This window comes from Streptomyces sp. NPDC079020, from assembly GCF_044542225.1.
Lineage (GTDB): Bacteria > Actinomycetota > Actinomycetes > Streptomycetales > Streptomycetaceae > Streptomyces.
This window is the reverse complement of sequence record NZ_JBITUB010000008.1, coordinates 238138-264598: the sequence shown is the minus strand read 5'-3', so window position 1 is coordinate 264598 and position 26461 is coordinate 238138. Positions and strand designations below refer to the sequence as shown.

Annotated in this window: 25 protein-coding genes, 1 tRNA gene and 1 pseudogene; 14 read left to right on the top strand and 13 right to left on the bottom strand. The window is 71.1% G+C overall.

Going from position 1 to position 26461, the window contains the following annotated elements:
- The first annotated feature begins 101 nt into the window (after nt 1–101).
- Together ACIGJO_RS19185 and ACIGJO_RS19180 are read left to right on the top strand one after the other, a co-directional pair.
- A complete protein-coding gene (locus ACIGJO_RS19185; RefSeq protein ID WP_399959742.1) occupies nt 102–506 on the top strand; it encodes a hypothetical protein in 405 nt (134 codons plus the stop codon).
- 80 nt (nt 507–586) lie between these two features.
- Nucleotides 587–1504, top strand: coding sequence for a spermidine synthase (locus tag ACIGJO_RS19180; protein ID WP_399959435.1), 918 nt, complete (start codon nt 587–589; stop codon nt 1502–1504).
- 68 nt (nt 1505–1572) lie between these two features.
- Here ACIGJO_RS19180 and ACIGJO_RS19175 read toward each other — a convergent pair whose 3' ends face one another.
- Entirely contained in the window at nt 1573–2199 is a 627-nt protein-coding gene (locus ACIGJO_RS19175; protein WP_399959433.1) for a hypothetical protein, read from the bottom strand.
- Nucleotides 2200–2288: 89 nt separating this feature from the next.
- Here ACIGJO_RS19175 and ACIGJO_RS19170 point away from each other — a divergent pair, with 89 nt between their 5' ends.
- The gene (locus ACIGJO_RS19170) at nt 2289–2993 is read left to right on the top strand and encodes a response regulator transcription factor (protein WP_399959430.1); all 705 of its coding nucleotides are present in this window, start codon (nt 2289–2291) and stop codon (nt 2991–2993) included.
- A complete protein-coding gene (locus ACIGJO_RS19165; protein WP_399959428.1) occupies nt 2990–4447 on the top strand; it encodes a sensor histidine kinase in 1458 nt (485 codons plus the stop codon). The genes ACIGJO_RS19170 and ACIGJO_RS19165 overlap by 4 nt, the downstream gene beginning before the upstream one ends.
- A gap of 352 nt (nt 4448–4799) precedes the next feature.
- Here the strand turns inward: ACIGJO_RS19165 and ACIGJO_RS19160 are convergent, their stop codons facing one another.
- The 4 genes and pseudogenes from ACIGJO_RS19160 to aspT (ACIGJO_RS19145) form a co-directional block, all read right to left on the bottom strand.
- Nucleotides 4800–5186 carry an alpha-isopropylmalate synthase regulatory domain-containing protein gene (locus tag ACIGJO_RS19160; protein ID WP_399959426.1) on the bottom strand — a complete coding sequence of 129 codons (387 nt, stop codon included), beginning with the start codon at nt 5184–5186 and terminating at the stop codon, nt 4800–4802.
- Between the two features lie 269 nt (nt 5187–5455).
- Nucleotides 5456–7102 carry a bifunctional aspartate transaminase/aspartate 4-decarboxylase gene (locus ACIGJO_RS19155; RefSeq protein WP_399959424.1) on the bottom strand — a complete coding sequence of 549 codons (1647 nt, stop codon included), beginning with the start codon at nt 7100–7102 and terminating at the stop codon, nt 5456–5458.
- Nucleotides 7103–7125: 23 nt separating this feature from the next.
- Nucleotides 7126–8829: an aspartate-alanine antiporter gene (aspT, locus tag ACIGJO_RS19150; RefSeq protein WP_399959422.1), complete on the bottom strand. Its 1704-nt coding sequence runs from the start codon at nt 8827–8829 to the stop codon at nt 7126–7128.
- Between the two features lies 1 nt (nt 8830).
- Nucleotides 8831–10508 (bottom strand): annotated as a pseudogene (aspT, locus tag ACIGJO_RS19145) (aspartate-alanine antiporter).
- 642 nt (nt 10509–11150) lie between these two features.
- Between aspT (ACIGJO_RS19145) and ACIGJO_RS19140 the strand changes: the two are divergent.
- The 5 genes from ACIGJO_RS19140 to ACIGJO_RS19120 all read left to right on the top strand — a co-directional run bounded on the left by ACIGJO_RS19140 (nt 11151) and on the right by ACIGJO_RS19120 (nt 17747).
- Entirely contained in the window at nt 11151–12473 is a 1323-nt protein-coding gene (locus tag ACIGJO_RS19140; protein WP_399959420.1) for an ABC transporter substrate-binding protein, read from the top strand.
- A 237-nt stretch (nt 12474–12710) separates the two neighbouring features.
- Nucleotides 12711–13709, top strand: a complete 999-nt coding sequence (locus ACIGJO_RS19135) for a carbohydrate ABC transporter permease (RefSeq protein WP_399959418.1) — start codon at nt 12711–12713, stop codon at nt 13707–13709.
- 15 nt (nt 13710–13724) lie between these two features.
- Nucleotides 13725–14645 carry a carbohydrate ABC transporter permease gene (locus ACIGJO_RS19130; RefSeq protein WP_399959416.1) on the top strand — a complete coding sequence of 307 codons (921 nt, stop codon included), beginning with the start codon at nt 13725–13727 and terminating at the stop codon, nt 14643–14645.
- Nucleotides 14646–15019: 374 nt separating this feature from the next.
- A complete protein-coding gene (locus tag ACIGJO_RS19125; protein ID WP_399959740.1) occupies nt 15020–16489 on the top strand; it encodes a GH1 family beta-glucosidase in 1470 nt (489 codons plus the stop codon).
- 226 nt (nt 16490–16715) lie between these two features.
- Nucleotides 16716–17747, top strand: a complete 1032-nt coding sequence (locus tag ACIGJO_RS19120) for a LacI family DNA-binding transcriptional regulator (RefSeq protein WP_399959414.1) — start codon at nt 16716–16718, stop codon at nt 17745–17747.
- Between the two features lie 258 nt (nt 17748–18005).
- Here the strand turns inward: ACIGJO_RS19120 and ACIGJO_RS19115 are convergent, their stop codons facing one another.
- Nucleotides 18006–18677, bottom strand: a complete 672-nt coding sequence (locus tag ACIGJO_RS19115) for an HAD family hydrolase (RefSeq protein WP_399959412.1) — start codon at nt 18675–18677, stop codon at nt 18006–18008.
- 228 nt (nt 18678–18905) lie between these two features.
- On the bottom strand, nt 18906–19199 hold the full coding sequence (locus tag ACIGJO_RS19110) for a hypothetical protein (protein ID WP_399959410.1): 294 nt from the start codon (nt 19197–19199) through the stop codon (nt 18906–18908).
- Between the two features lie 151 nt (nt 19200–19350).
- Between ACIGJO_RS19110 and ACIGJO_RS19105 the strand changes: the two genes are divergently transcribed.
- Both ACIGJO_RS19105 and ACIGJO_RS19100 read left to right on the top strand, forming a co-directional pair.
- Nucleotides 19351–19494 carry a hypothetical protein gene (locus tag ACIGJO_RS19105; protein ID WP_399959408.1) on the top strand — a complete coding sequence of 48 codons (144 nt, stop codon included), beginning with the start codon at nt 19351–19353 and terminating at the stop codon, nt 19492–19494.
- 2 nt (nt 19495–19496) lie between these two features.
- Entirely contained in the window at nt 19497–19811 is a 315-nt protein-coding gene (locus tag ACIGJO_RS19100; RefSeq protein ID WP_399959406.1) for a 4a-hydroxytetrahydrobiopterin dehydratase, read from the top strand.
- A 37-nt stretch (nt 19812–19848) separates the two neighbouring features.
- Here the strand turns inward: ACIGJO_RS19100 and ACIGJO_RS19095 are convergent, their stop codons facing one another.
- Both ACIGJO_RS19095 and ACIGJO_RS19090 read right to left on the bottom strand, forming a co-directional pair.
- Complete coding sequence (locus ACIGJO_RS19095; RefSeq protein ID WP_399959404.1) at nt 19849–20064, bottom strand: hypothetical protein; 216 nt, start codon at nt 20062–20064, stop codon at nt 19849–19851.
- Between the two features lie 198 nt (nt 20065–20262).
- Nucleotides 20263–20832, bottom strand: a complete 570-nt coding sequence (locus ACIGJO_RS19090) for a TetR/AcrR family transcriptional regulator (protein ID WP_399959401.1) — start codon at nt 20830–20832, stop codon at nt 20263–20265.
- 70 nt (nt 20833–20902) lie between these two features.
- On the opposite strand from ACIGJO_RS19090, the gene ACIGJO_RS19085 reads away from it, so the two are divergent.
- The 3 genes from ACIGJO_RS19085 to ACIGJO_RS19075 all read left to right on the top strand — a co-directional run bounded on the left by ACIGJO_RS19085 (nt 20903) and on the right by ACIGJO_RS19075 (nt 23211).
- Nucleotides 20903–21796 (top strand): NADP-dependent oxidoreductase, encoded by an 894-nt coding sequence (locus tag ACIGJO_RS19085; protein WP_399959399.1) that lies wholly within the window; start codon nt 20903–20905, stop codon nt 21794–21796.
- 121 nt (nt 21797–21917) lie between these two features.
- Entirely contained in the window at nt 21918–23042 is a 1125-nt protein-coding gene (locus ACIGJO_RS19080) for an FAD-dependent oxidoreductase (RefSeq protein WP_399959397.1), read from the top strand.
- Nucleotides 23043–23055: 13 nt separating this feature from the next.
- Nucleotides 23056–23211 carry a hypothetical protein gene (locus ACIGJO_RS19075; protein WP_399959395.1) on the top strand — a complete coding sequence of 52 codons (156 nt, stop codon included), beginning with the start codon at nt 23056–23058 and terminating at the stop codon, nt 23209–23211.
- 422 nt (nt 23212–23633) lie between these two features.
- On the opposite strand, the gene ACIGJO_RS19070 is transcribed toward ACIGJO_RS19075, so the two are convergent.
- The 4 genes from ACIGJO_RS19070 to ACIGJO_RS19055 form a co-directional block, all read right to left on the bottom strand.
- Nucleotides 23634–23706, bottom strand: a tRNA-His gene (locus ACIGJO_RS19070).
- 124 nt (nt 23707–23830) lie between these two features.
- On the bottom strand, nt 23831–24433 hold the full coding sequence (orn, locus tag ACIGJO_RS19065; protein ID WP_266931249.1) for an oligoribonuclease: 603 nt from the start codon (nt 24431–24433) through the stop codon (nt 23831–23833).
- 10 nt (nt 24434–24443) lie between these two features.
- Nucleotides 24444–25670 carry a helix-turn-helix domain-containing protein gene (locus ACIGJO_RS19060; protein ID WP_399959393.1) on the bottom strand — a complete coding sequence of 409 codons (1227 nt, stop codon included), beginning with the start codon at nt 25668–25670 and terminating at the stop codon, nt 24444–24446.
- Between the two features lie 434 nt (nt 25671–26104).
- Entirely contained in the window at nt 26105–26362 is a 258-nt protein-coding gene (locus ACIGJO_RS19055; protein ID WP_399959391.1) for a hypothetical protein, read from the bottom strand.
- Nucleotides 26363–26461 lie beyond the last annotated feature (99 nt).

Here is a 26461-nt window from a genome sequence, read left to right as displayed (position 1 = left end):
CGGCCGACACGACGGCCCCGGCCGACACGACGGCCCCGGCGGACACGGCCGCGACCCCGGCGGTGGGCACGGCCACGACGGCAGGCACGGCCCCGGCGGCTGTGGCGGGCGCGGCGCCCGATCCTGCGCCCCCGGCGGCCGGATCCGCCGAAGAGCCCTGCGACCTCGTCACCGTCCCGGCCCGCCATGGTCTGGAGGCCGTCGACATCCTGCGCCGCGGCGCCGACCAGGAGGCGGTCGGCCCGGTGCTGCACGACGGCGCCTGCGACACCCTGGGATTCCTGGTGCCGCCGGGGACCGCGGAGGCCTGGGACGTACCCGGCAGCGCCTGTACGTCCTCGGACGGCCGCGGGCTGCGCATCCCCGTCCCCGCCGAGCCGTCCGTCTCCGGCACCGGCTGGCTGCTGCCGCCCGCCGAGGACGCCCATGTCACCGATCCGTCCGCGCTCCGGGCCGCGCTCGACGAGGCGGCCCGGGTGATCGAGGCGGCCGACAAGTGCAGCTGAGCCCATAATGGGCGGAGGGGAGGACTTCCTCCCGCCGCAGGCGGTACGCCGCGGCACCCCATGAGCGAGGATCAGCGGAAGTGGCACGTCGAGGAGGGCCGGCCGGGGGCTCCGGCGCACGGAAGGACTCCGGGCGCAAGCAGGAGCGCCGGGCCGGTAAGGGCGAGCGGGCCGGGGCGGCCGAGACGGTCGACGGCGGCCGCGCCGAGCTGATACCCGACCGGGAACGGCCGCGCGGCTGGACCCTGCTGCTGGACGGCGCCCCGCAGTCGTACGTGGACCTCGACGACCCCACGTACCTCTCCTTCGAGTACCAGCGCAGGATCGGCCACATCATCGACCTGGCCGCCCCTCCGCAGCAGCCGCTGCACGTCGTCCACCTGGGCGGCGGCGCGTTCACCCTCGCCCGCTACGTCGCCGCGACCCGCCCCCGCTCCACCCAGCAGATCGTCGAGCTCGACGCCGCCCTCGTCCAACTGGTGCGCCGGGAACTCCCGCTGGACCCGCAGGCCCGGATCCGGGTCCGCTCCACGGACGCCCGTGCCGGGCTCGGCAGGATCCAGGACGGCTGGGCCGACCTCGTCATCGCCGATGTGTTCAGCGGGGCCCGTACCCCCGCCCATCTCACCTCCGCCGAATTCCTCGCCGAGGTGCGCCGGGTCCTGAAGCCCGGCGGGCAGTACGCCGCCAACCTCGCCGACGGTCCGCCGCTGGCGCATCTGCGCGGCCAGGTCGCCACCGCCGCCGCGGCCTTCCCCGAACTGGCGCTCGCCGCCGACCCGACCGTGTGGCGCGGACGCCGCTTCGGCAACGCCGTGCTGCTCGCCTCCGACCTGCCGCTCGCGGTCGCCGAACTGACCCGCCGGGTCGCGAGCGATCCGCACCCCGGCCGCGTCGAACACGGCCGGGCGCTCGCCGACTTCACCGGAGGCGCGGCGGTCGTCACGGACGAGGGCGCCAAACCCTCCCCGGCCCCGCCCCCCTCGGCCTTCACGTAGGCGCGGGACGCGCAAGCCCCCCCCCGTGCCCCCTGCCCCGCCACGGCTTACGGCCCACGGCCCACGGCTTACGGCTCGACGACCTGCACCGTCGGCGGATGGCCGTTCCAGGTACAGAACACCGAGTCCGTCCTCGCGTTCCCGTCGCTGAAGTCCACCCGGATCCAGGCGTCGTTCGTCCACACCTGCATCGACCAGCCCGGCTCCGGCGTCGCGCTGACCAGCTTCGCCGAACTGCTCCCCAGTTCGAGGACGACCCGGCCCCCGTCCGTGCGGTACCCCTTCACCTCGCCCGCGGGCGCCGAGGGCTTCGCGGAGGCGGGGGACGGCTGCCGGGGCGGCCGCGGTGGCGGCGGCGACGAAGTGGCGCCGACGCCCGAGGTGTTGCGGCCGGTCCCGTCCCCGCCGCCGGTCCCGGCCGCACGGTCCGCACCGCCCCTACCGTCCTGGCCGTCCTGGCCTGACGCACGCGGCGAGGCGGAGGGCGAGGCCCGGTGCGTCGAGGACGCCACGGGTTCCCGCTCCGCCTCGGCCGGCCCGGTCCGCTCCGGGCGCGCGCCCGGAGCGATCGGCACGGCCAGCGGAGGGTCGTACGCCGTCCCCGCCAGCACCGTGTGCACACCCCACCACGACAGCGTGACCGCCGCCCCGGTGGCGAGCGTCCACGCGATCGCGTGTACGAGTCCTCGTCGCATCCGGGACATCCTGCACCACCCGGGCCCGTCCTGTCCCCGTACCGCAGCGGGCGGGACCGGGCGGGGGCCGATGGCGTACGGTGCCGCCCATGGCAAGTGTGCTCGTGGTCGAGGACGACCAGTTCGTGCGTTCCGCCCTCATCCGGCACCTCAGCGAGGCATCCCATACGGTACGGAGCGTGGGCACCGCGCTCGAAGCGCTGCGCGAGGTCGCGCACCTCCGCTTCGACGTGGTCATACTCGACCTCGGGCTGCCCGATCTCGACGGTGCCGAGGCGCTGAAGATGCTCCGGTCCATCACCGACGTACCGGTGATCATCGCCACCGCCCGGGACGACGAGAGCGAGATCGTACGGCTGCTCAACGACGGTGCCGACGACTATCTGACCAAGCCGTTCTCGGTCGAACACCTCTCGGCGCGGATGGCCGCCGTGCTGCGCCGCTCGCGCGCCTCGGGAGGCGAGGGGCCGCCGCAGCGGATCATCAGGGTCGGGGGGCTCTCCATCGACCCGCTGCGCCGCCTGGCCGAACTGGACGGCGTGGCCGTCGATCTGACCCGCCGTGAGTTCGACCTGCTGACCTACCTCGCGGGACGGCCGGGGGTCGTCGTCCCGCGCAAGGAACTCCTCGCCGAGGTCTGGCAGCAGTCCTACGGCGACGACCAGACCATCGACGTCCATCTGTCGTGGCTGCGCCGCAAGCTGGGGGAGACCGCGGCCCGCCCGCGCTATCTGCACACCCTGCGCGGCGTCGGCGTGAAGCTCCAGCCCCCGGCGCCGGAGCCACCCGCGTGAGATGGGCCCTGGTCAAGGTCTGCCTGGCGGTCACCGCCATGGTGGTCATCGCGTTCGCCGTGCCGCTCGCTCTCGTCGTCAGGGAGATGGCCGGCGACCGGGCCTTCTCCGACGCGGAACGGCAGGCCGCCATGATCGGCCCGACCCTCTCCATCACCACCGACCGCAAGGAACTGACCCGGGCGGTCATGTCCACCGAACCGGGCGAGGAGGGACACCTCGCCGTTCATGTCCCCACCGCCGGCAAGCCGGAGCACCCGGCGCTGGAGATCGGCACCCGGCGCGCGCCCCGCCGGGACGTCGAGACCGTCAGGAAGGCGGGGCGCGCCTCCATCACCGCGGTGCGGGGCGGTTCCGTGCTGCTCCAGCCCACGGCTCTGGGCTCCGGGGACATCGCCGTCGTCGAGGTGTTCGTGCCCGAGGGCGAGGTCTCCAAAGGGGTCACCACCGCCTGGCTGATGCTGGCGGGCGTCGGCCTCGCCCTGATCGTCGGCTCGGTGGCGGTCGCCGACCGGCTCGGCGTGCGGATGGTGGAACCCGCCCAGCGGCTCGCGGGCGCCGCCCAGGACCTCGGGGAGGGCAGGCTCGGCACCAGGGTCCCGGAGGAGGGCCCCACCGAACTGCGTTCCGCGGCCGTCGCGTTCAACTCGATGGCCGACCAGGTCGTGCAACTCCTGGCCAACGAGAGGGAGCTGGCCGCCGATCTCTCCCACCGGCTGCGCACCCCGCTCACCGTGCTCCGGCTCAACGCCGCCTCGCTGGGCGAGGGACCGGCCGCCGAACAGACCCGGGCGGCGGTCGAGCAGCTGGAGCACGAGGTCGACACGATCATCCGCACCGCCCGCGAGCAGCGCCCGCAGACCCAGGGCGTGCAGACGGGGGCGGGCGCGGGCTGCGACGTCTCCGAGGTGATCCGGGAGCGGATGGGCTTCTGGTCGGCGCTCGCCGAGGACGAGGGCCGCGAGGTGCGCCTGGCGGGGGTGGGCCGTACGGTACGCGTCCCGGTCGCCCGGCCCGAACTGGCCGCCGCGCTCGACGCGTTGCTCGGCAATGTCTTCCGGCACACTCCGGAGGGCACCGCGTTCGCGGTCGATGTGCACCACGGCGGCGACGCGGTGATCGTGCTGGTCTCCGACGCGGGCCCCGGCATCGCCGACCCGGAGGCGGCCCTGGCCCGCGGCTCCAGCGGCCGGGGCGGGGCGGCGGGCGCGCTGGGCTCGACCGGGCTCGGCCTGGACATCGTGCGCAGGGTGGCCGAGTCCACCGGCGGCGACCTGCGGATCGGCCGCTCGGTCCTCGGCGGTACGGAGGTCCGGATCCGGATCGGGCCGCACGGGAGCGGGCCGGAGCGGAGCGGGCGGGGCCACGGCCGACGGGTGGGCCGGCAGCGGCGGCGAACGGCCCGCCGGGACGCGGAGGCCGGGAGCGGCGGCGCCGGGGGCCGGCACCATTAACCCGCGCCGATGGGTTCCTTAAGCCCACCCTAAGAACCGCTGCACGGGCCCGAATCGCTCCGTTTGCCGGAACCCGTGCCGCTAGCGTGCTTCCACGTCCTCACTTCCGCCGGCCACCACCGCCCGCGCACCCCGGCCGGACCCCAGGCCCCCCACCACCGGCCGGGGCGCGCGCCCCCATGGCCCGCGAGGACGCACTCCGGCCCGGAGGACGACCCCGGGCCGGAACGGACCCCCGGCCCGGAGGCCGCCCCTCCGGGCCGGAGAGGCCGACGGCCCGGAGGCAGCCCCCTCCGGGCCGCACGGGCTCAGCCGCGGTTCACCGCCGAGAGCACGGCCATCACCGAGGCGGTCAGCACGGAGGTGTCCTGGCCCGCCCCCAGCGCCGCTGCCCGCCGACGAGGCACTCCACGTAGGCCGTCGCGGGGCTGCCCCGGCCCCGCCCCGTCGGGTGCTGGACGAAGTCGAGGATCCCGACCTCGATCCCCGCCCCGGCCGGCGCGTGCGTGAACGCCGACACCGGGCCGTTGCCCGTGCCCCCGTGGTCGCCCGCGACCTCGTGGTCGTCCGTCCGCAGCGTGCGGACGAAGCGGTGCTCGCCGTCCGGGGTGCGGTCCGTCGTCCAGGAGGCGAGGGCGACCGCCCCGTCCCGGCCCGGCGTCAGATACGTCGCCCCGAACAGCTCCCACAGGTCCTTCGGCGTGGCCTCCGTCCCGCTGTCGTCCGTGGCCGACTGCACCGTACGGGAGAAGCCGGCTCCCCGGCCCGTATCGCTCGTACCTCCTGGCCCGTGCTTCCCGGCCCGTACCTCCTGGCCCGTACCTCCCACCGCCCCCGGACGCCCGGCCCGTACCTCCTGGCCCGTACCTCCCACCGCCCCCGGACGCCCGGCCCGCACTTCCCGCCGCCCCCGGCCCGCGCCTCCCGCCGCCCCCGGCTCACACTTCCCGCCGCCGCCCCCCGGCACACCCCGGAACAGCTCCCGGGACGTGCCCCGTTGCCGCGCCCCTACTGCGCCTTCCACTCCTCCGCGTACTCGTTGAAGATCGCCCGCAGATGGTGGCCGATCTTCAGGTAGTCCAGGTCGTCGAGGTTGGCCAGTGACACGCGTACCGACCACTCCGGGCCGTCGAACCCGCCCCCGTTCAGCAGCACCACCGACGTCTGCTCGGCCAGCCGGAACAGCGGGTCGACCGGCTCGTAGTTCTTCTCCAGGAAGTCGGCGAACGGCTTCCCGTGGACGCGTTCGGCCTCCGCGAGCAGGTCCAGTTCGATGTAGTAGGCGGCCCGCTTGGGGTCCTCGGAGATCTTCATGTGCACGCCCTCCAGCAGGAGTTCCAGGCGCTGCTGGACGATGGCGCGGATGCGCTGTTTGTACGCCTGGCCCTCGTCCAGCATGTCGAAGAGCGAGAAGAGCGCCATCATCACCTGGAGGGGGAGCGACAGGCCCGCGGTGTGGTTCAGCGCCACCTGCCGGGAGTCCGCGACCAGCCGGTCGATGAACTTGATCTTCTCCGGCTCCTGCGACAGCGTCCCGTACCGCTTGTTCAGCCCGGCCCTCCGGTCCGGGCTCTGCGCGGCGATCATCTCGTCGATCACGTTGTCGTCGTGCAGCCCGATCACCCCGAGCCGCCAGCCCGTGGCGCCGTAGTGCTTGGAGTAGGAGTACACCAGCAGCGTGTTGCGCGGCAGCTCGGCCGCGAGCGAGCGGAAGCCCTCCACGAAGGTGCCGTACACGTCATCGGTGACGATGATCAGGTTCGGGTTCTGCTCGGCGACGATCGACATGATCTGCTCGGCGACCCGCGGCGCGAGCGCCAGCGAGGGCGGGTTGCTGGGGTTGACGCAGCAGACCAGTCTGACCGTCGGGTCGGCGAGCTTGGCGACCTCCTCCGGCGGATAGCGCCACTGCCGCACCCCGGTCTCCGTGAACAGGCTCGCCTCGACGTGGACGACGTCGAAGCCGTACGTGTCCAGCTCCGGGATCTCCAGGTACGGGGTGAACACCGGGACCATCAGGGCGATCCGGTCGCCCTGCTTCAGAACCCCGTTCTTCAGCAGCGAGTCGAAGATGTAGCACATGGCCGCCGTGCCGCCCTCGGTGGCGAACAGGCTCAGGTTCTGCCCGGCGGGCGGCCGGTGGTCGAACATCTCGTCCGCGACGTAGCCGCGCACGATCTCCTCCGTGTGGCGCAGCATCCGGCCCGGCACCGGGTAGTTGTCGCCGATCGAGGAGTCCGTCAGTTCGTGGACGAACGCGTCGCGGTCGAAGCCGAACCGCTTGACCGCCAGATCGACGCTCGCCTTGAGCAGTTCGATGCCGGGCAGCTCCGGGTGCGTACGCGTGAAGTGGTCGAAGCGCTCCGCGCAGCCGATCTCCTCCGGCATCCCGCCCAGGTTGTCGGCGGTCCACACCCGGCGGGACTCGGCGATGGCGAAGTAGCCCAGCGCGTGGTACGCCTCGCGGGGGCCCGTGGCGACCCAGTTCGGGTTGCCGCGGCCCGCGTTGAGCATGGCCCGGGTCGTCTTGCCCTTCTGGCCGGGCTTGTCGCTCTGCGCGGCCTGGGCGATCTTGATGAACTTGTCCTTCAGCTCGAACGGGCTGAGCTGCGCGAAGGACCGGATCTCTTCGCGGCTGAGGGGGGTCTTGGGCATGCTGGTCTCCGCTCCCGGGCGATTCAGTGGTTGAGGATGACGATCACGGCGCCCCACACCGTCAGCAGGACGTTGCCCACCGCGTAGGGGATGGTGTAGCCGAGCGTGGGGATCTGGGACTTCGAGGTCTCGTTGACGGCGCCGATCGCGGCGGTCGTGGTCTGACCGCCGGCCAGCACACCCATCAGGATCGGGAACCTGATCCGCTGGATGTGGTGCCCGACCAGGAAGCCGACGATCAGCGGTACGACGGTGGCGGCCGCACCGAGGACGAGCAGCCCCCAGCCGGCCGTGGACAGCCCGCTGGTGAAGCTGGGCCCGGCGTTGATGCCGACGACCGCGACGAAGAGGCACAGCCCGAGCGTGTCCATGAACCACTGGGCGCCGGGCGGCACATTGCCGTACGTCGGGTACTTGCCGCGGATCCAGCCGAAGACCAGACCCGTGATCAGGCCGCCGCCGGAGGTGGACAGCGAGATCGGTACCCCGCCCGCGGTCAGCGCCGGAATACCGATACAGCCGCCGAGGAAGATGCCGAGGCCGACCCAGACCATGTCGGTGGCGAAACTCGTCGGCACGGGCTTGCCGAGCTCCTTGCCGGTCGGGTCGACGAGCCGCTCGGGCACGGTGAGGACCAGCGTGTCGCCGCGCTCCAGCTCCGTGGAGAGCCGGTAGGGGAATTCGGCCCCGGCCCGGTACAGCTTGTCGATGTAGACACCGACCATGAACGGCTCTCGGCGCAGCTCCTCGATGCTCCGGCCCAGCTGGGCCTTCTCCGAGGCCACGACATGCAGCGTCTCGGTGCGGTAGCCGAGCAGTTCCACATCGTCGGCCTCGGCGCCGATGTGCGTACGGGCGTCGAAGTCGACCAGGTCGTGGCGCAGCGCGCTGACGGCGACGGTGTCGCCGAGCGCCAGGGTCCGTGACTGGTCGTGCTCCAGCACCGTCCCGCCGCGGCGGACGCCGGTGATGTAGACCCGTCGGCCGAGCGACTTCTGCTGGTTCTCGAAGTCCTCGACGGTGCGGCCCACGAGGTCGGGGCGCTGGAGGGCGTACGCGCGCAGCACCACCGCGTAGTAGCCCTCGCCCTCGTCGGGGCTCTCGTTGGGGGCGTCCAGCTCCGCGGCGAGTTCCGCGCTCTCCTCGGCGAGGTTCCTGCGGTACAGCCGGGGCAGGACGTTGGCCAGCAGCATCGCGCACAGGATCGTGCCGAGCGGATACGTCACCGCGTACCCGACCGCGACCAGGTTCTCCTGGGCCTTCACCTCGGAGGAGGAGAGGCCGGGCAGCGTACCGATGGCGTCCTGGGCGACCCCGATGGCCGCCGACTGGGTGAGCGCGCCGCTCATCAGACCGGCGCCGAGCCCGGGACCGTATCCGAGCAGGGCGGCGAACAGCCAGGAGACCAGCAGCCCCGTGACACAGACGACGATCGCGTTGACGACCTGCGGCAGGCCGTCCTTCCTGAGGCCGCGGAAGAACTGCGGGCCGACCCGGTAGCCCAGGGCGAACAGGAACATGATGAAGAAGAGGTTCTTCACCGTGTCGTCGATCTGGACCTTGAACTGGGCGCCGAGCACGAGCCCGGCGACCAGACAACCCGTCACCGCGCCTAGCGCGATCGCCTTGTAGCGGACCTTCCCGAGCAGGAAGCCCAGGGCGATGACGAGGAAGACGAGCAGTTCGGGGTGGGGCTGGAAGATGTTCCGGTTGAGAAAGTCGATCACATCAGGCTCCTAGGACGCCGACGAGGATCGGCCCGGTGAGGGGCAGCAGGAAGTTCGAGAGCGTGTACGTGATCGTGTAACCGAGCAGCGGAACGGAGCTCTGGGCCACCTGGGTGATGGAGGTGATCGCGGGGGTCGAGCACTGCTGTCCGGCGATGGCACCGATCAGCAGCGGCTTGTCGATCTTCAGCAGCGTGCGTCCGACGATCAGCGAGACCGTGGCGGGGATCAGCACCATGGCGATGCCCGCGAACGGCAGTAGCGCCCCGTACTCCTTCAGCAGCGGCCAGGCCTGCGGCCCGGCGGTCAGCCCCGTGCAGGCGATGAAGACCGCCAGGCCCAGGTCCTTGAGCGTGGTCGCGGCCTGCGGCGGGAACGCGCCGAAGGTCTGCCTGCGGGAGCGGAACCAGCCGAAGACCAGCCCGGAGATCAGGCATCCGCCGCCGGTGCCGAGCGACATGGGGATGTCCCCGGCGTTGACGACGATCTGGCCGAGCAGCGAACCCGCCACGATGCCGAACCCGATGTAGATGAAGTCGGTCGTGTCGTTCTTGACCACGGCGCCGATCTTCGCGACCAGCTTGTTTAGCCCGCCGCGCGCACCGACCAGGGTCAGCACGTCGCCGCGGTAGAGCGTGGTGCGGCCCGAGGCGGGCAGCTGCTGGTCGTTGCGGATGACCTCGGTGATGTAGACCCCGTCCTCGCGGAACTCGGGATGGGTCCTCTCCAGCTGGTCGATGGTCGAGCCGTGGGTGGATTTCTCGGTGACGGCGACCTGCTTGGTGGCCAGCGGGGTGTCGAGGCCCGGAATCGCGGGCGTCTCCGGGCCGATCTCCCGGCCCGCCGCGATGATGGCCGAGCGCCGCCCGACGACCTGGATCAGATCGCTGAGCGTCAGTTCCAGCCCGGGGGCGGGGGTCAGCAGCTTGCTGCCGCGTTTGACGCCCTCGACCGTCACATGGCCGCCGAGCGCGGTCTCCCAGCTCACCGATGGTGCGCCCGTCGGCCAGCGTCACCAGGTAGGTGCGCCCGACCGTGCCGGGCAGGGCCTCGCGCTCGTCGGACTCCAGCCCCGCCGCCCCGCCGCGCATCTTCTCCCACAGTTCGCGCGAGGCGTCCGCCAGGTTGACGCGCAGCAGCATCGGCATGATCTGGCTGGTGTAGAGCACGATGGTGATCAGGCCGAACAGATAGCAGACCGTGTACGCCGTGGCGACATGTCCCTGGTACTGGGAGATCTGGTCGGCGGTCAGATCGCTGAGCTTGCCGATGGCCTCGGTGGCCGTACCCACGACGGCGGACTCGGTGGCCGCGCCCGCCAGAATGCCGGCGGCGGTCCCCACGTCCAGGTCGAAGGCCTTGGCCAGCCCGTAGGCGATGCCGAGTACGCAGACCAGCTCGATCAGGCAGAGCGTGAAGAAGCGCAGGCTCTTGCGGTTGAGGTTGGCGAAGAACTGAGGGCCCGCCATGTAGCCGAGCGAGAAGATGAACAGTGCGAAGAAGACGGTCTTGACGTCGTCGTCGACGCTGATGTGCCGGGTGCCGAGCAGCAGCGAGACGATCAGCGTGCCGCAGATACCGCCGAGCGTGATCGGTCCGACGCGGAGCTTGCCCACCAGATATCCGGCGGCGAGGCAGAGGAAGAGAGCCAGTTCGGGATGGTCGCGAAGGACGCCCATCCTGCCTCACTCACTGATCGGGGAGTTGGTGATCAAAAGGGACATAAGGGTGAAATTAGCAGGGGTTGGGTGTGCGGGCACTTCACCGCGACGGCCCCATGTCCGCCCGCCTTCCCCGTGGGTGGGCCGCTCTCCTCCCGGAAGGTGTCCGAGGGGGAGAGCGGGAACGGTCCGAGTGCGGTGCCCCGCAGTGCGGTTCGTTCACCTTCCGGTGGCCGTACCGCCGTCGCGGACTTGTCGCGGCGGGCTGTTTCCGGACGGCGGGCGGACCGCGTGTGCGGGGGCTCCCGCTCCTGGCGGGGCGGGTGCGGCTGCGGTGGACGGGCCTGTGGCCTGCGGGCATTCGCGGTGCGGCGGGGCCGGGTTGTGGTGCGGGCCGTGCCGTCCGGGGTGCCGGGAGGGTGTGACCGCGTGACGCGATGGACATGCTCGCGCAACGGAAACGTCTTCAAGTCTTGACACCCACCCCTCCGAGGAAGGAACCTTCCGGCATCGGTGCATGGGAGCGCTCCCACGGTGCACGGGAATCCCGTGTGCATGGCACTGCCCGCGCCTCCCCCCAGTACCACCTGGCGTCGTCCGCGCCGCCGCACCGGCCTCACGGAGCACCGCCAGTCCCACCCTGGAACAAGGAGTAGTGGAATGCGCATCACCCGCAGCGTCGCCGGCCGACGCCGCAGAACCGCGATCGTGGCCACCACGGGCCTGACCGTCACCGCCCTGCTGCTCACCGCGTGCAGCGACTCGTCGGATTCCGGCGACAGCGCTGACGCCGACGGGAACATCACGCTGACCGTCGCCGACTTCGGGCAGTTCGGGTACAAGGAGGCCGGCCTCTTCGAGAAGTATCACGAGCTCAACCCGAGGATCACGGTCAAGGAGGACACCACCGCCGAGGAGAAGAACTACTACCCCAAGCTGCTTCAGCAGCTGAACTCGGGCAGTGGGCTCGCGGACGTCCAGGGCATCGAGGTCGGCCGGATCAAGGAGATCGTCGACACCAAGGCGGACGCGTTCGCCGATCTCGGCAAGGTGATCGACGTAGACGAGTGGGTGTCGTGGAAGGAGAAGCAGGCGACGGCCCCCGGCGGTGCGGTGATCGGCGCGGGGACCGACATCGGCCCGATGTCGCTCTGCTACAACACCGAGCTGTTCGCGAAGGCCGGACTGCCGACCGACCGCACCGAGATCGCGAAGCGGACCGCCGGGGGCTGGGAGGACTTCCTCGCGCTCGGTGAGGAGTTCAAGAAGAAGGCGCCCGAGGGCACGTACTTCATGGACTCCGCGAGTGCGATGTTCAACGCCGTGGTCAGCTCGAACGCGAAGCAGTACTACGACGAGGGCGGCAAGCCCGTCTATCAGGACAGCCCCAGCGTCCAGCAGGGCTGGGACCTGGCCGCCGAGGCCGCGTCGAAGAAGCTGACCCAGGGCCTCGCCCAGTTCGAGGACCCGTGGCAGGCGGCCCTGCGCAGGGGCACCACCGCGACCGTGGTGTGCCCGGCGTGGATGGCCGGACAGATCTCGACGTACGCCGGTGAGGCCAACAAGGGCAAGTGGGACATCACCAGTGCCCCCGGTGCGACGGCCGCCAACTGGGGCGGCTCCTTCCTCTCCGTGCCGAAGTCGGGGAAGAACGTCGACGAGGCGATGAAGCTCGTCAAGTGGCTGACCGCCCCCGAGCAGCAGGCGGCCGTCTTCAAGGCGATCGGTGTGTTCCCGTCCAACAAGGGTGCGTACGAGCTGCCGGACGTGAAGAACGCGACCCTCCCGTACTTCAACAACGCCCCGATCGGCCAGATCTACGCGGATGAGGCGACGTCCATCCCCGAGGCGGTCCTCGGCCCGAAGGACGGCGTGATCAAGGACTCCATCTCCACCCAGATCAACAACATGGAGCAGCGCGGCACGAACCCGGACGACGCCTGGGACGCGGCGACCAGGGCGATCGACAAGGCGATCGGCTGACCCGTCGCCGGTGCGGGCCGCCTGAAGAGGGCCGCCCGCACCGGCGGGACCCGAGCGGCCCGTCCACATCCCTGCCGCGCCTCGCGTCCTCACTGACACCCGCCGCCCCGACTTTCGTCCGGGTCCGCGTCCGCGTCCGCATCCGCATCCCGTCTGTGTCTTCTCCGTCTTCGTCTCTCCGGTCCGGCCGTTCCTCGCGTCGTCCTGCCGGCGCACCCCTGGGAAGGACTCCCGCCCGTGGCAACCTCGACCCCCACCCGGGACACGCACGCCCCGCCACCCGGTGATCCCGGGCGCGAACACCGCGACGCCCGACGCCAGTTGTGGCGGAGCCGGCTGTGGCGGTTCGACGACAAGGCGTCCCCGTACGCGTACATAGCGCCGTTCTTCCTCGTCTTCGCCGCCTTCGGGCTCTACCCGCTCATCTACACGGGCTGGATCGCCCTGCACCGGGTGGAGATGACCGGCCTGGACCGGATGGAGTGGGTCGGCTGGGGGAACTTCGACCGGATCCTGCACGACTCCGAGTTCTGGACGGCGGTCAGCAACACCTTCCTGATCGGGGTCATCTCGACCGTTCCGCAACTGCTGGTCGCGCTGGGCCTGGCGCACCTGCTGAACTACCGGCTGCGGGCCAGCACGTTCTGGCGCACCGTCATCCTCACGCCGTACGCCACGTCGGTGGCCTCCGCGGCCCTGGTCTTCGCGCTGGTCTTCCGTGCGGACGGCGGCCTGCTGAACTGGGCGCTCCAGTTCGTCGGATTCGGCGACACCAACTGGGCGAACGGGCACTGGACGTCGAAGATCGCCATCTCCGTCATCGTGATCTGGCGCTGGACGGGGTACAACGCCCTGATCTACCTGGCCGCGATGCAGGCGGTGCCGAACGATCTGTACGAGGCGGCCTCGCTCGACGGCGCGTCGCGCTGGCAGCAGTTCCGCAAGGTGACCATCCCCTCGCTGCGGCCGACGATCCTCTTCACGATCGTCATCTCGACCATCGGTTCGATGCAGCTGTTCGGGGAGCCCCTGCTCCTGGAGGGCGGCGCGCTCGGAGCCACCGGAGGCAACGAGAATCAGTACGAGACGCTCAGCGTCTACCTCTACAACTACGGCTGGAATCTCGGGCATCTGGGCCCGGCCGCCGCAGTGGCCTGGGCGATGCTCGCCCTCCTGCTCATCATCGCCGCGGTGAACTGGCTCATCGGCCGCTTCGTACGCAGCTCAGCGGCCTGACCGGGGAGCGATTCCATGACCATGACCAGCCCCAGCAAAGCCCCGCGGCCCGTCCTCCCGGCACCGCAGGCTCCGCGCGCACCGCACCGTACGAACCGTTTCCGGATGGGGGCGGGCCAGCAGATGAAGGGCGGCCCGTTCGCCTACGCCGCGCTGGCCGTCGTCGGCATCGGCTCGCTGCTGCCGCTCTACTGGACGCTGGTGGCGGCGTCCAGGACCCAGGACGAAGTCCTCGCGTCCACCCCGCCGTTCCTGCCGGGCGGGCGACTGTTCGACAACCTCGGGACCGCCTGGGAGCAGGCGAATCTCGGCAGGGCGATCATCAACAGTGTCATCGTCTCCGCGTCGATCACCGCGGCGACGCTGTTCTTCTGCACGCTGGCCGGGTACGCCTTCGCCAAGATGCGCTTCCGCGGTCGCGGCTGGCTGATGACCGCCGTCATCGCCACACTGACGATTCCGCCGCAGCTCAGCGTCGTCCCGCTGTTCATGATGATGTCCGACCTCGGCTGGGGCGGGCAGCTGGAGTCGGTGATCTTCCCGACCCTGGTGAGCGCGTTCGGTGTCTTCTTCATGCGCCAGTACCTGATCGAGGCGCTGCCCTACGAACTCATCGAGGCGGCCAGGATCGACGGAGCGAACAACTTCCGCATCGTGGTGAGCGTGGTGCTTCCGGTGGCCCGCCCGGCGATGATGGTCCTGGGCATGCTCACGTTCGTCCAGGCGTGGAACGACTTCTTCTGGCCCTATCTCGCGCTCAACCAGCAGAACCCGACCCTCCAGGTCGCGCTGGGCCAGCTCAGCGCCTCGTACACCCCTGACCAGAGCATCGTGATGGCGGGCGCGCTGATCAGCACGCTGCCGCTGCTGGTCGTGTTCGTGCTGTTCGGGAAGAGGATCGTCGGGGGGATCATGTCCGGCGCGGTCAAGGGGTGACGGAACCCCGCCGCGTTCACTGACACCGTCCCGGCCCGACTCCCGCGACCGGTTCCGAGCCTGATTCCTGCCCGGCGTGCCGGTCTCCTGCCCCGGTGTGCCGGTCTCCTGCCCGGTCTGCCCGCGTTCTGCCCGCTTCCCGCCCCAGCCTGCCAACCTCCTGTCCGGCCTGCCGTATTCCTGCCGCCCGCCCTGCCCCACCCACTTCTGGGAGCGCTCCCGCCATGACTGCCGTACGCCCTGACACAGCCATCCCTGGCAGCCCCATCGCGCCCGTGGCCCCCACCGCGCCCGTGGCCCCCTCCGCCCCTGTGGCCTCCTCCGTCTCTGCGATCGCCTCTGCCCCCTCCCGCCCCTCCGTCCTCTCGGCCCCGCTGGGGTCCGCCCCCGCGACGGGCACCGCCCCGCAGCGGCCGGCGGGGGAGACCCCCTTCCCGGCGGGCTTCGTCTGGGGCGCGGCGACCGCCGCCTACCAGGTGGAGGGAGCCGCCGCCGAGAACGGCCGCACCCCCTCCATCTGGGACACCTTCAGCCGCACACCGGGCAAGGTCCGCAACGGCGACACCGGGGACATCGCCGCCGACCACTACCACCGCTACCGCGACGACGTCGCGCTGATGAGTCGGCTCGGGCTGAAGGCGTACCGCTTCTCCGTCTCCTGGTCCAGGGTCCAGCCCACCGGCCGCGGCCCCGCCGTCGAGCGCGGCCTGGACTTCTACCGCAAGCTCGTCGACGAGCTGCTGGAGGCGGGCATCACGCCCGTCGCCACGCTCTACCACTGGGACCTCCCGCAGGAGCTGGAGGACGCGGGCGGCTGGCCGCAGCGCGTCACCGCCGAACGCTTCGCCGACTACGCCGCGATCATGGCCGGTGCGCTGGGCGACCGGGTCGGGATGTGGACCACGCTCAACGAGCCCTGGTGCTCGGCCTTCCTCGGCTACGGCTCCGGCGTGCACGCCCCGGGGCGCACCGAACCGGCCTCCGCGCTGCGCGCGGCCCACCATCTCAACCTCGCCCACGGCCGGGCGGCCGGGATCCTGCGCGACCGGCTCCCCGCTGCCGCGCAGCTCTCGGTCACCCTCAACCTCCACCAGGTCCGCCCGCTGACCGCGAGCACCCAGGACGCGGACGCCGCCCGCCGGATCGACGCGGTGGGGAACCGGATCTTCACCGGCCCGATGCTGCGGGGGGAGTACCCCGGGGATCTGCTCGCCGACACCGCGCACCTGGTCGACTGGTCCGGGCTGGTGCGGGACGGTGACCTGGCGGAGATCGCGCGTCCCGTCGACGTGCTCGGCGTCAACTACTACACGCCGACGATCGTCTCCACGCCCGCCTCGGGCACCGGTGACACCCGCAACGACGGCCACGGCAACAGCGACCACTCCCCGTGGCCCGGCTCCGAGCACGTCGCCTTCCACCTCGCCGAGAACAGGCCGCGTACGGCGATGAACTGGTCGGTCGACCCCGAGGGGCTGTACGACCTGCTCCTCGACGTCACCCGCGATCACCCGGGCCTGCCGCTGATGGTCACGGAGAACGGCGCCGCGTTCGACGACTACATGTCCCCCGAGGGCCGGGTCGAGGACCCTGAGCGGATCGCGTATCTGCGGGGCCACCTGGACGCCGTACAGCGGGCGGTGGCCGCCGGGGCGGATGTGCGCGGCTACTTCCTCTGGTCGCTGATGGACAACTTCGAGTGGGCGTACGGGTACTCGAAGCGGTTCGGGGCGGTCTACGTCGACTACGCGACCCAGCGGCGTACCCCGAAGGCGAGCGCCCACTGGTACGCCGATGTGATCCGCCACCACGCGCTGCCCCCGGCGCCGGAGGTGCGAGCCTGACGTACGCGCCCGGCACACGCGCCCGGCACACGAGCCGGCCCCGCTCCCTCGGAAGGCCCCGCGCACCGGCGGGGTCTTCCGGCGTTCCGGCGGATCCGGGACCCCGTAGACTCGAAACCGCTGGGAGCGCTCCCAAGCCGCACGGTCCACCCCGCCGGGGCGAAGCGTCCGAAACTTGGATGGGCTTTGCGGCTGTGAGAAATTGACCGGGAACGGGGAGGCAGCCATGGCGGCAGGGCGAGTACGGAGCGGCGGGCGGCCCACGCTCGAAGAGGTGGCGGCACGGGCGGGAGTGGGCAGGGGCACCGCGTCCCGCGTCATCAACGGTTCGCCACGGGTCAGCGCGCAGACCCGCGAGGCCGTCGAGGCGGCCGTCGCGGAGCTGGGATACGTACCCAACCGCGCGGCCAGGGCCCTCGCGGGAAACCGCACCGACGCCATCGCACTGGTCGTCCCCGAGCCCGAGACCCGCTTCTTCGCCGAGCCGTACTTCTCCGACATCGTGCGCGGTGTCGGCGCCGCGCTCGCCGACACCGAGATGCAGCTGCTGCTCACCCTGGTGGGCAGCGACCGGGAACGCCGGAGGCTCGCGCAGTACCTCACCGCGCACCGTGTCGACGGCGTCCTGCTGGTCTCGGTGCACGCCGACGACCCGTTGCCCGACCTGCTCGAACAGCTCGGGATGCCGTCCGTGATCAGCGGCCGCCGAAACGCCGCCGAACCGCTCGCCTCGGTGGACTCCGACAACTTCGAGGGCGCGAGGGCCGCGGTGGACCACCTGGTCTCACGGGGCCGCCGCTCCATCGCCACGATCACCGGCCGCCTTGAGGTCTACGGTGCGCAACGCCGCCTGGACGGCTACCGCGCGGCTGTCGCGAAGGCGGGCCTGGCCCCCGACGAACGCCTCATCGCCCCCGCCGACTTCACCGAGGAGGGCGGCGCCCACGCCATGCGCGAACTCCTGTCCCGCCGCCCCGCCCTCGACGCGGTCTTCGCCGCCTCCGACGTCATGGCCGCCGGCGCCCGCCAGGTCCTGCGCGAGGCAGGCCGCCGCATCCCCGACGACGTGGCCCTGGTCGGCTTCGACGACTCGGTCGTCGCCCGCCACATGGACCCGGCCCTCACCAGCGTCCGCCAGCCGATCGAGGAGATGGGCCGCACGATGGCCCGGGTCCTCCTGGACGAGATCGCGGGCCGCCAGCAGGAGCGCCCGAGGATCGTGCTGCCGACAGAGCTGGTGGTACGCGACTCGTCGTGACGGCGGGCGTGCACCGCGAGGAGCCGGGCGTGGCCGGACACGGCGATGGCCCAGGTGCCGAAGAGCCCCTCACGCGGATCGCCGCGTACAACCCCGGGACCGTACGCACACGGTGAAGGGAGCAGGGCCGGCACTGCATCCCCGGTGAAGGACGTGGTGGGAGCTGTGCCTGTCCCACCGGGGGGACTTGTGTGCCCTGGCCCCACAATCAGCACGATCAGTGTGTGCGGGACCTGGACGAGCGACTGTACGGATGGGCTACGACCGTGAGCGCGCTCGCTCGTTGAACTTCTGGATGGCCGTGGGTAGTTCGGCCAGGGACTCGATCCGGAACGTCGGCAGGTCCCTGGCCTCAGCGGTGTGCCACTGAACGGTGCCCCAGGGGCCGCGCCGGATGAGCGCCGTGTGCATCCCGGCTGCGACGGCGGGTCGCAGGTCGTTGTCGACGCGGTCGCCCACGTACAGGATCTCGCCGGGGTGGTGCGGGACGACGTCGGCGACTCGGACGAAGAACGCAGGGTCGGGCTTGCTGGCGCCCCAGTCGTCCGAGGTGCCGATGAGGTCGACGGCGGAAGTGAAGAGGCCCCGCAGGATGTGGCCGGCCCGGACGGTCTGGTTGCCTGCGATGCCGAGCCACAGTCCATCGGCGCGCAGCTGCGTGAGGGCGGGGCGTACGTCGTCGTAGAGGTCGGTCTCGTCAAAGGTCTCGGGCTGTCCGGCCCGCGCGCGCTTCTCGCGCTCGGCGTAGAGATCGAATCCGGGCCGGAACTCTTGGAACGTTTCTCGGTAGTCCCGTCCCTGGGCGATGACGGCACCGAACATGGCGGCGAACGTGTGCCTTGGTACGCCGAGCCAGTCGGCCCAAGTGCCGTACTCGCGGGTCTCGTCCACCAGGCACTCACCGACGTCGAAAACGACTGCGCGAATCATGGGTTGATCGTAGAACGAGGTCGCCGCAGGGGGCTCTGCCCCGTCGTACGGTCCGGCCCGTGGCGAGCAGTAGGAGAAGCGCCTCACCGCGGCCACAGCTGCCGCCGCACACCAAGCCATCACCGAGCATGCCAAAGCCCAACGGGCAGGCCCGGTACAGGGTCGAGCAGGCGTTGAACAAGCATGTCCGGCACCCTGTCGGCCGACCTCGTGCGTGAGCAGTGCCGCTCACCGGGTGTGGCAGGGGCATGCGCAGTCGGTGCGTCGGCAGCGGGTGTGTCCGTCGGACAGGTGTGGCTGGGCGGCTGCCCGGCAGGGTGGGCTGTGGGTGTCGCCGCGTAGTTCCTCGGCCAGGTTCAGGAGGTCGTTGAGTCGGGTCTCCGCTGCTGCGGCTGCGGCGAGTTGGGTGTCGGTGACGGGGTCGCCGTGCCACAGGAGGGTGATTCCGTGCTCGGGGCACCGGGCCATGGTTTCGGTCTGGATGGGGAACGGGTGGACGCCGTTGTCGTGGTGGCAGTTCATCCGGTGTTCCTCCGTGTTCCGTGGCATACGCAGGCGCAGTGGAGGCGTTCCGTGATCGCGCCGTCCACGACGGTGGCGTGGATGCCGGGGCAGTGCTGGTGCCCTGCGGCCCAGGACCGGTCGGCGGCGACCCTGCACTATCGCCCGCACGGTGGCGACGATCGCGATGGAGACCCGGTCGGCCCGCATACGGCGGGAGTTGACCGCTCTGGAGCGGGCGATGCGTCCGTGGCACGATGCCCCGGTCGGCCGGGACCTCTCGGAGGTTCTGGCACCGGTGACCGAGGGGAGCTGACTGTGGGGAAGGAACCGCTGACCGACGGGGAGATCACGGAACACCTGGCGGCGCTGCCGGGCTGGGAACGGGACGGTGACACGATCACCCGCACGTTCGGGATCCGGTACCACGGCGGCATCGCGATGATCGTGCACGTGGCCGACGTCGAGCGGCTGATCGGGCACCACGCGGACATCGACCTGCGGTGGGATCACGTTCGATTCACCACCACGACACACGACGCCGGGCATCGGCTCACCGCAGCCGATTTCGATCTGGCTGCCTGTATCGACAAGATCGCCGCAGCTCACGAAGTGGCGATCACCGGGGCATGACGCAGTCCCCACCGCGCTTCGGCGGGCGGCGATTCGCTCACCGGCCGATCGCGGGGCGCGTCGTACGATCCGGCCTGTAGCTGATATCGAACTCACCGACGAACTGATCGAACTCGAACGGGCGGCCTGGGCCGAGCAGCAGGAGAACTGCCTCACGGTGGCCACAGCTGCCGCCGTACAGCAGGCCATCACCGACCACGCCCGAGCCACCGGCCAGGACAGGCACAAGGCCGAGCAGGCACTGAAGAAGCATGTCCGGTACCCAGAGCCCCCCGCCGGCACCTGACCTCGGGCAGCGCGCGAAAGGCCTCCGTCCCATGGCGAAGCGGGCCGGTCGTGGGCGTGCTCGGTGTCCCGCTGTTGCTCAGGAGGGCGGGCTCGTGGCGTGTCCGGTGTGCGCTCTCGGCGTGCAAGGCCGCAAGGCGGAAGTCCTCGTACCGCTCGCAGAGAATCAGGCGGCCTCCCAGGCCGCCTCGATCATCCGGAAGATCTCGTCCACGGCGGCCTGCGGGTCGTCCGCCTCGCGGGCCACCGCGTAGGCGTCGATCACGAACCGCGCGATCGCCCGGCACGCGGTGGTGGCCGGTGGCAGGCCGAGGTCGGCGGCGATGGCCGTGGCCAGGGATTCCGCGTGGCGCAGCCGCATCGACTCCTCGTACTCCCGCAGGGCGGGTGACGCGTCGATCATCTGCCAGATCGGGGCGTTGCTGTCCGCCGTGCAGTGGTGCACCAGGTTCTGGGTCTCGCGCCGCAGTGCGGGGATGAGCGGCTCGCCGGGGGCCCGGCCGGTGGCCGCTCGGGTGAGGCGGCGTTCGAAGTCCTGGTCCTGCTCGAAGACCAGGGCTTCCTTCGAGGCGAAGTGGGAGAAGAGCGTGGTGACGGCGACGTCGGCCTCGGCGGCGACGTCACGGATGCCCACCGCGTCGTACCCGCGTTCCAGGAAGAGCCGCAGGGCGGTGTCGGCGATCTTCTGGCGGGTCGCGGCCTTCTTGCGCTCGCGGCGTCCGGTGGGCTCGGTCATGCCCTGACGCTAGCAAATGCAAAACCGTAACCGTTCCAAAAAGCTAGTGGTTAGTGTTACGGTCGCCGGCATGAAGAGAGTGAGCTATGCCGAGTTCGGCGGCCCCGACGTCCTGCGCCTCACCGATGCCGAGGAGCCCCACGCGGGGCCCGGCCGGATACGCCTCGCCGTGCGGGCGGCGGGCGTGAACCCCGTGGACTGGCGGATCCGCGAAGGCCAGTTCCGGAAGACCCGCCCGATCGAGCTGCCGGCCTGGGTCGGGCAGGATGCCGCCGGAGTGGTGGACGAGGTCGGCGAGGGCGTCGAAGGGGTCGCGGTCGGCGACCACGTGTTCGGGCGGGGCTCAGGCACCTATGCCGAGTTCGCCGTGCTGGCGGCCTGGGCTCCGGTGCCCGAGGGGCTGACGTTCGAAGAGGCGGCTGGTTATCCCTCCGTGGTGGAGACCGCGCTGCGCGTCATGCGCCAGGCCGGTGTGCGGCCCGGCCGGACACTGCTGGTCAGCGGCGCCTCCGGCGGCGTCGGGTCGGCGGTGCTGCAGATCGCCCGCGACCGCGGCATCACGGTGATCGGCACGGCCGGCGCCGCCAACCAGGACTACCTGCGGAGCCTGGGCGCCCTCGCCACGACGTACGGCGAGGGCTGGGTCGAGCGGGTGCGCGGGTTCGGCGCGGTCGACGCGGCCCTCGACCTGGCGGGCTCGGGCGTGATCCGCGAACTCGTCGAGCTGACCGGGGATCCGCAGCGGGTGGTCTCCATCGCCGACCTGGAGGCGCCGGCGTTCGGTGCCCAGTACTCCGGCGTGACCGGGAATGTCGCCGAAGCGCTCGCGGAGGCCGTCGGCCTCATCGCGCGGGGCAAGCTCCACATCCCGGTCGAGAAGTCGTACACGCTCGCCGAGGCCGCGGCGGCGCACATCGACAGCCGGGCCGGCCATACGCGCGGACGCCGGGTCATCGTCGTCTGAGCCGTGTCCCGAACCGTGTCCCGAGCCATGTCCTGAGCAGTTGCCGTGGCCCGGCACGCTGCCGGCCTTCCTTCCAGCGTCCTGTCGGGCCCCGGCAGGTGTGCGACACGCAAGGAGCCCCATGCACACTCCTGTCACGATCATCGGCGCCGGACTCGGCGGCCTCACACTGGCCCGCGTCCTGCACCTCCACGGCATCCCGGTCACGGTCTACGAGGCCGATGCCACCCCGACCGCGCGTTCGCAGGGTGGGATGCTCGACATCCACGAGCACAACGGCCAACTCGCCCTCAGGACAGCCGGACTGACGGACGAGTTCCGCGCCCTCGTTCTGGAGGGCCGCCAAGCGATACGGCTCCTCGACCGGAACGGGACCGTCCTGTTCGACAAGGCCGACGACGGCACGGGCGCAAGCCCCGAAGTGCAGCGCGGCGAACTGCGGCAGATCCTGCTCGACTCGCTCCCCGACAGCACCGTCCGGTGGGGCCACAAGGCCACCACCGTCCACGCTCTCGGCGAGGGCCGCCACGAGGTGACCTTCGCAGACGGCACCACCGCCGTCACGAGCCTCCTGGTCGGCGCGGACGGCGCATGGTCACGCGTCCGACCGCTGCTCTCCGATGCCACACCCGCATACGTCGGCCGGTCCTTCGTCGAGACCTGCCTGCACGACGCCGACACCCGGCACCCGGCCACCGCGAAAGCCGTCGGCGGCGGGACGCTCGTCGCGCTCGACCCGGAAGGGAACGGGAAGTGGCTCGTGGCGCACCGGGAGAAGGGCGGCACCCTCCACGCCTACATCACCCTGGCCGAACCGCAGGGCTGGTTCGCCACCATCGATTTCACCGATGCCGCCGTGGCCGCCGCGCGGATCGCCGAGGAGTACGACGGCTGGGCACCGGAACTCACCGCCCTGATCACCGCCGGCGAGACAGCGCCGGTCCTGCGCCCCCTCCACGCCCTGCCGGTGGGGCACCGCTGGGAGCGGGTGCCGGGCGTGACCCTGCTCGGCGACGCCGCCCACCTCGCCACCCCCAACGGCGAAGGCGCCGGCCTGGCCATGCAGGACGGCGCCGAGCTCGGCGCGGCCCTCGCCGCACATCCCGACGACATCCGGATCGCCCTCGCCGAGTACGAGCAAGCGATGTTTCCCCGCAGTGCCGCGGCCGCCGCCGCGGTCGCCCACGACCCCACGCCCCAGCAGATGATCAATTTCTTCACCGGCCGGGAAGGAGCGGGAATCTGACGGTGTCGCAGAGGTGAGCGGCGGCGCCCTGATGGATATGGGCTACCACCTCATCGACCTGCTCATCCGGTACGCCGGCCTGCCCGACCGCATCCTGGCCGACACCTCCACCGCCGCCCACCACGGCGGCGCACCAGCGCATCCGGATCACGCGGCGGCTGGCGAATAGACCCGGACGGACCCGCCGGACCAGCTGGACCTGACGTACATGGATGGACCCGCCGGACCAGCTGGACCTGACGTACATGGATGGACCCGCCGGACCCGCCGGACCCGCCGGACCCGCCGGACCAGCTGGACCCGCCGGACCAGCTGGACCCGCCGGACCAGCTGGACCCGCCGGACCAGCAGTACCCGGCTGGATCCGCCCGGCCAGCAGGACCCGCCGGGCCCCGCTCGCCCGCCGGGCGCAGCCCCGGTGTCGCCCTTCTCGCCACGCTCGCACCGCACCCCCGACAGCTCCCGGCTCAGCGGGGGGCGGCAGGGCCGAACCGCCGCCCCGTGTTCCCGCCGTGTTCCCGCCGCCTTCCCGGAGTTCCGGGCATGAAGAAGGCCCGACCTGTTTTCACAGGTCGGGCCTTGATCAATCAGGGTGAGTAACGGGACTTGAACCCGCGACATCCTGGACCACAACCAGGTGCTCTGCCAGCTGAGCTATACCCACCATGTCGTCCGGTCTTTTTCTGACCGGCCGAGAAAAAGTGTACAGGGTCCGAGAGGGTGCTCGCGCCCCGGTTGTTCCAGCCCGGTCCACGGGCCCCGGAGGGCCCGTGACCTGGGCTGTCGTCCTATGCCGGAGGCAGCACGTGGCGCGCCGCGATTTCCTTGGCGCGTTCCGAGTCCGGGCCGGGCTGCGGTACGAAGACCGCCTCCCGGTAGTAGCGCAGTTCCGCGATGGATTCGCGGATGTCCGCCAGGGCCCGGTGGTTGCCGCTCTTGGCCGGGCTGTTGAAATACGCCCGCGGATACCAGCGGCGGGCCAGCTCCTTGATGGAGGACACGTCGACGATCCGGTAGTGGAGGTAGCCCTCCAGCGTCTGCATGTCCCTCGCCAGGAAGCCCCGGTCGGTGCCGATGGAGTTTCCGCAGAGAGGGGCCTTGCCCGGCTCCTTCACGTGTTCGCGTACGTATGCCAGGACCCGCTCCTCGGCGTCGGCCAGGGTGGTGCCCCCGGCCAGCTCGTCGAGGAGACCCGAGGTGGTGTGCATCTGCCGCACCACCTCGGGCATGGTCTCCAGGGCCGCGTCCGGCGGGCGGATCACGATGTCCACCCCTTCGCCGAGCACGTTCAGCTCCGAGTCGGTGACCAGTGCGGCCACCTCGATGAGTGCGTCGTCCGCCAACGAGAGCCCGGTCATCTCGCAGTCGATCCACACCATGCGGTCGTTCATGCGCCCCACCCTACGGGGCGCTCCGCTGTCCCGGCAGGGCCGGGCGCCCGTGGGCGTACGGGTCCGGACCCGGTAGGGAGTGGTCCCCGGCGCCCGTCGATGCCGCGCTCGCGAGCGGCATCGCACCTGCCCCGGACGGGGCCATGCCCCGGCGGCCGGACGGCGAACCCTGGGAGGGCACGACCGTCTCGATCACCGTGGAGGCCTCCGCCATTCCCCCTTGCGGACGACGGGCCCGATAGGCGGCCCGGTACGCGGCGGGGGAGGAGCCGAGCTGGCGGCGGAAGTGCCCGCGCAGCGCGACCGGGGAGCGGAAACCGCAGCGCCCCGCGACCTCGTCGACCGAGTAGTCGGAGGTCTCCAGCAGCCGCTGCGCCTGCAGCACCCGCTGGGTGATCAGCCACTGGAGCGGTGCGCTGCCGGTGAGCGAGCGGAACCTCCGGTCGAAGGTCCGCCTGCTCATATAGGCGCGCGCCGCCAGCGTCTCCACGTCGAACTGTTCGTGAAGATGCTCCAGGGCCCAGGCCACGACCTCGGCGAGCGGGTCGGAGCCGATCTCTTCAGGTAAAGACCTGTCGAGGTAGCGCTCCTGGCCGCCACTGCGCCTCGGCGGTACGACGAGCCGGCGGGCCAGTGCCCCGGCGGCCTCCGTGCCGTGATCCGTACGCACTATGTGCAGACAGAGATCGATCCCGGCAGCCGTCCCGGCCGAGGTGAGCACATCGCCGTCGTCGACGAACAGCTCACGCGGATCGACATGCACCGACGGATAGCGCTTGGCCAGCGTCGGTGCGTACATCCAGTGCGTGGTCGCCGGGCGGCCGTCCAGCAGACCTGCGGCCGCGAGCACGAAGGCCCCGGTGCACAGTCCGACGATGCGGGCACCCTCCTCATGGGCGCGGCGCAGCGCGTCCAGTGCCTCGGCGGGCGGCGGTGAAGTGATCGAGCGCCAGGCGGGCACCACCACGGTGCCGGCCCTGCTGATCGCCTCCAGGCCGTACGGCGTGGTGAGTTCGAGTCCGCCCGTAGTACGCAGCGGCCCTTCCTCGCCGCCGCAGACCAGCAGGCGATAGCGGGGAACTCCCGCGTCCTGCCGGTCGATTCCGAAAACGGAGAGCGGGATGGAGCTCTCGAAGATAGGGCCACCACTGAACAGCAGCACGGCTACGACTTCCCGGCGTCGCCGCCCGGTCAGTTTTCGTGCGGCCTCCGTTGCGGTGGCGGAGTCCTGGCTCATGACGCTAAGCCCCCCTCGGTGTTCGCGTCTCCCTGGTCCTTACGGGCCTGTCGCTCCTGCACGTTTCCCCTCGGTATTGCACGGGTCCCCAGCCATCGATACCCATGATCGAATCTACTGTGTCCCGCAGTCCCGACGTGAACACGTTCCCCCACCGGCACTATGTCGACAAGGCAACTTGGCGCGAAGCATTCGATCACGAAGCGTTCCACTCGCGAGCCGCGCAGGGAAGTGCGCCTCGCGATCATGGCCCGTCCGCGTTGGGTGAAAGCGTACCGCGCGGTCTCTTCCTGCCTGGCGGCAAGTGGGTTGGTCGGCCATATCGCCAAGGATTCGGCGCAGATGTGAAGTTGGCTGAAAAGTGGTGGTTGTGCGAGCGGTTCCGGTCACGCCGGGCGCACAACTACTCGCCTCACGGCCGCTGCGGTGCGCTCCTAACGGCCGCTCCGCCGTGCTCCTTCGGCGGCCCGGAGGGTGGCGCGTTCGGACCGGCGCAACAGCAGCCGGCACACTGCGGTGACGGAGACGAGACCGAGCGTGGAGACGGTGGCATTACCGACCGACGCGCCGTAGACGACCAGGACCGCCGGGACGAGCAGACCCCCGAACACCGCCCAGCGGACACCGTCGCCCGCCGGATCGGACGCCGTCTCGCGGCTCTGCTCGGACGAGGGTCCCGGCGGGGTCGGCACAGCTTTGCTCCCTGAGGTGGCGGTGCGGTGGCACGGTGTGACGATCTGGCTAACGGAGACCGTTCGAAGGGGTCACTCCCCGGTACGCCGATTCACTTT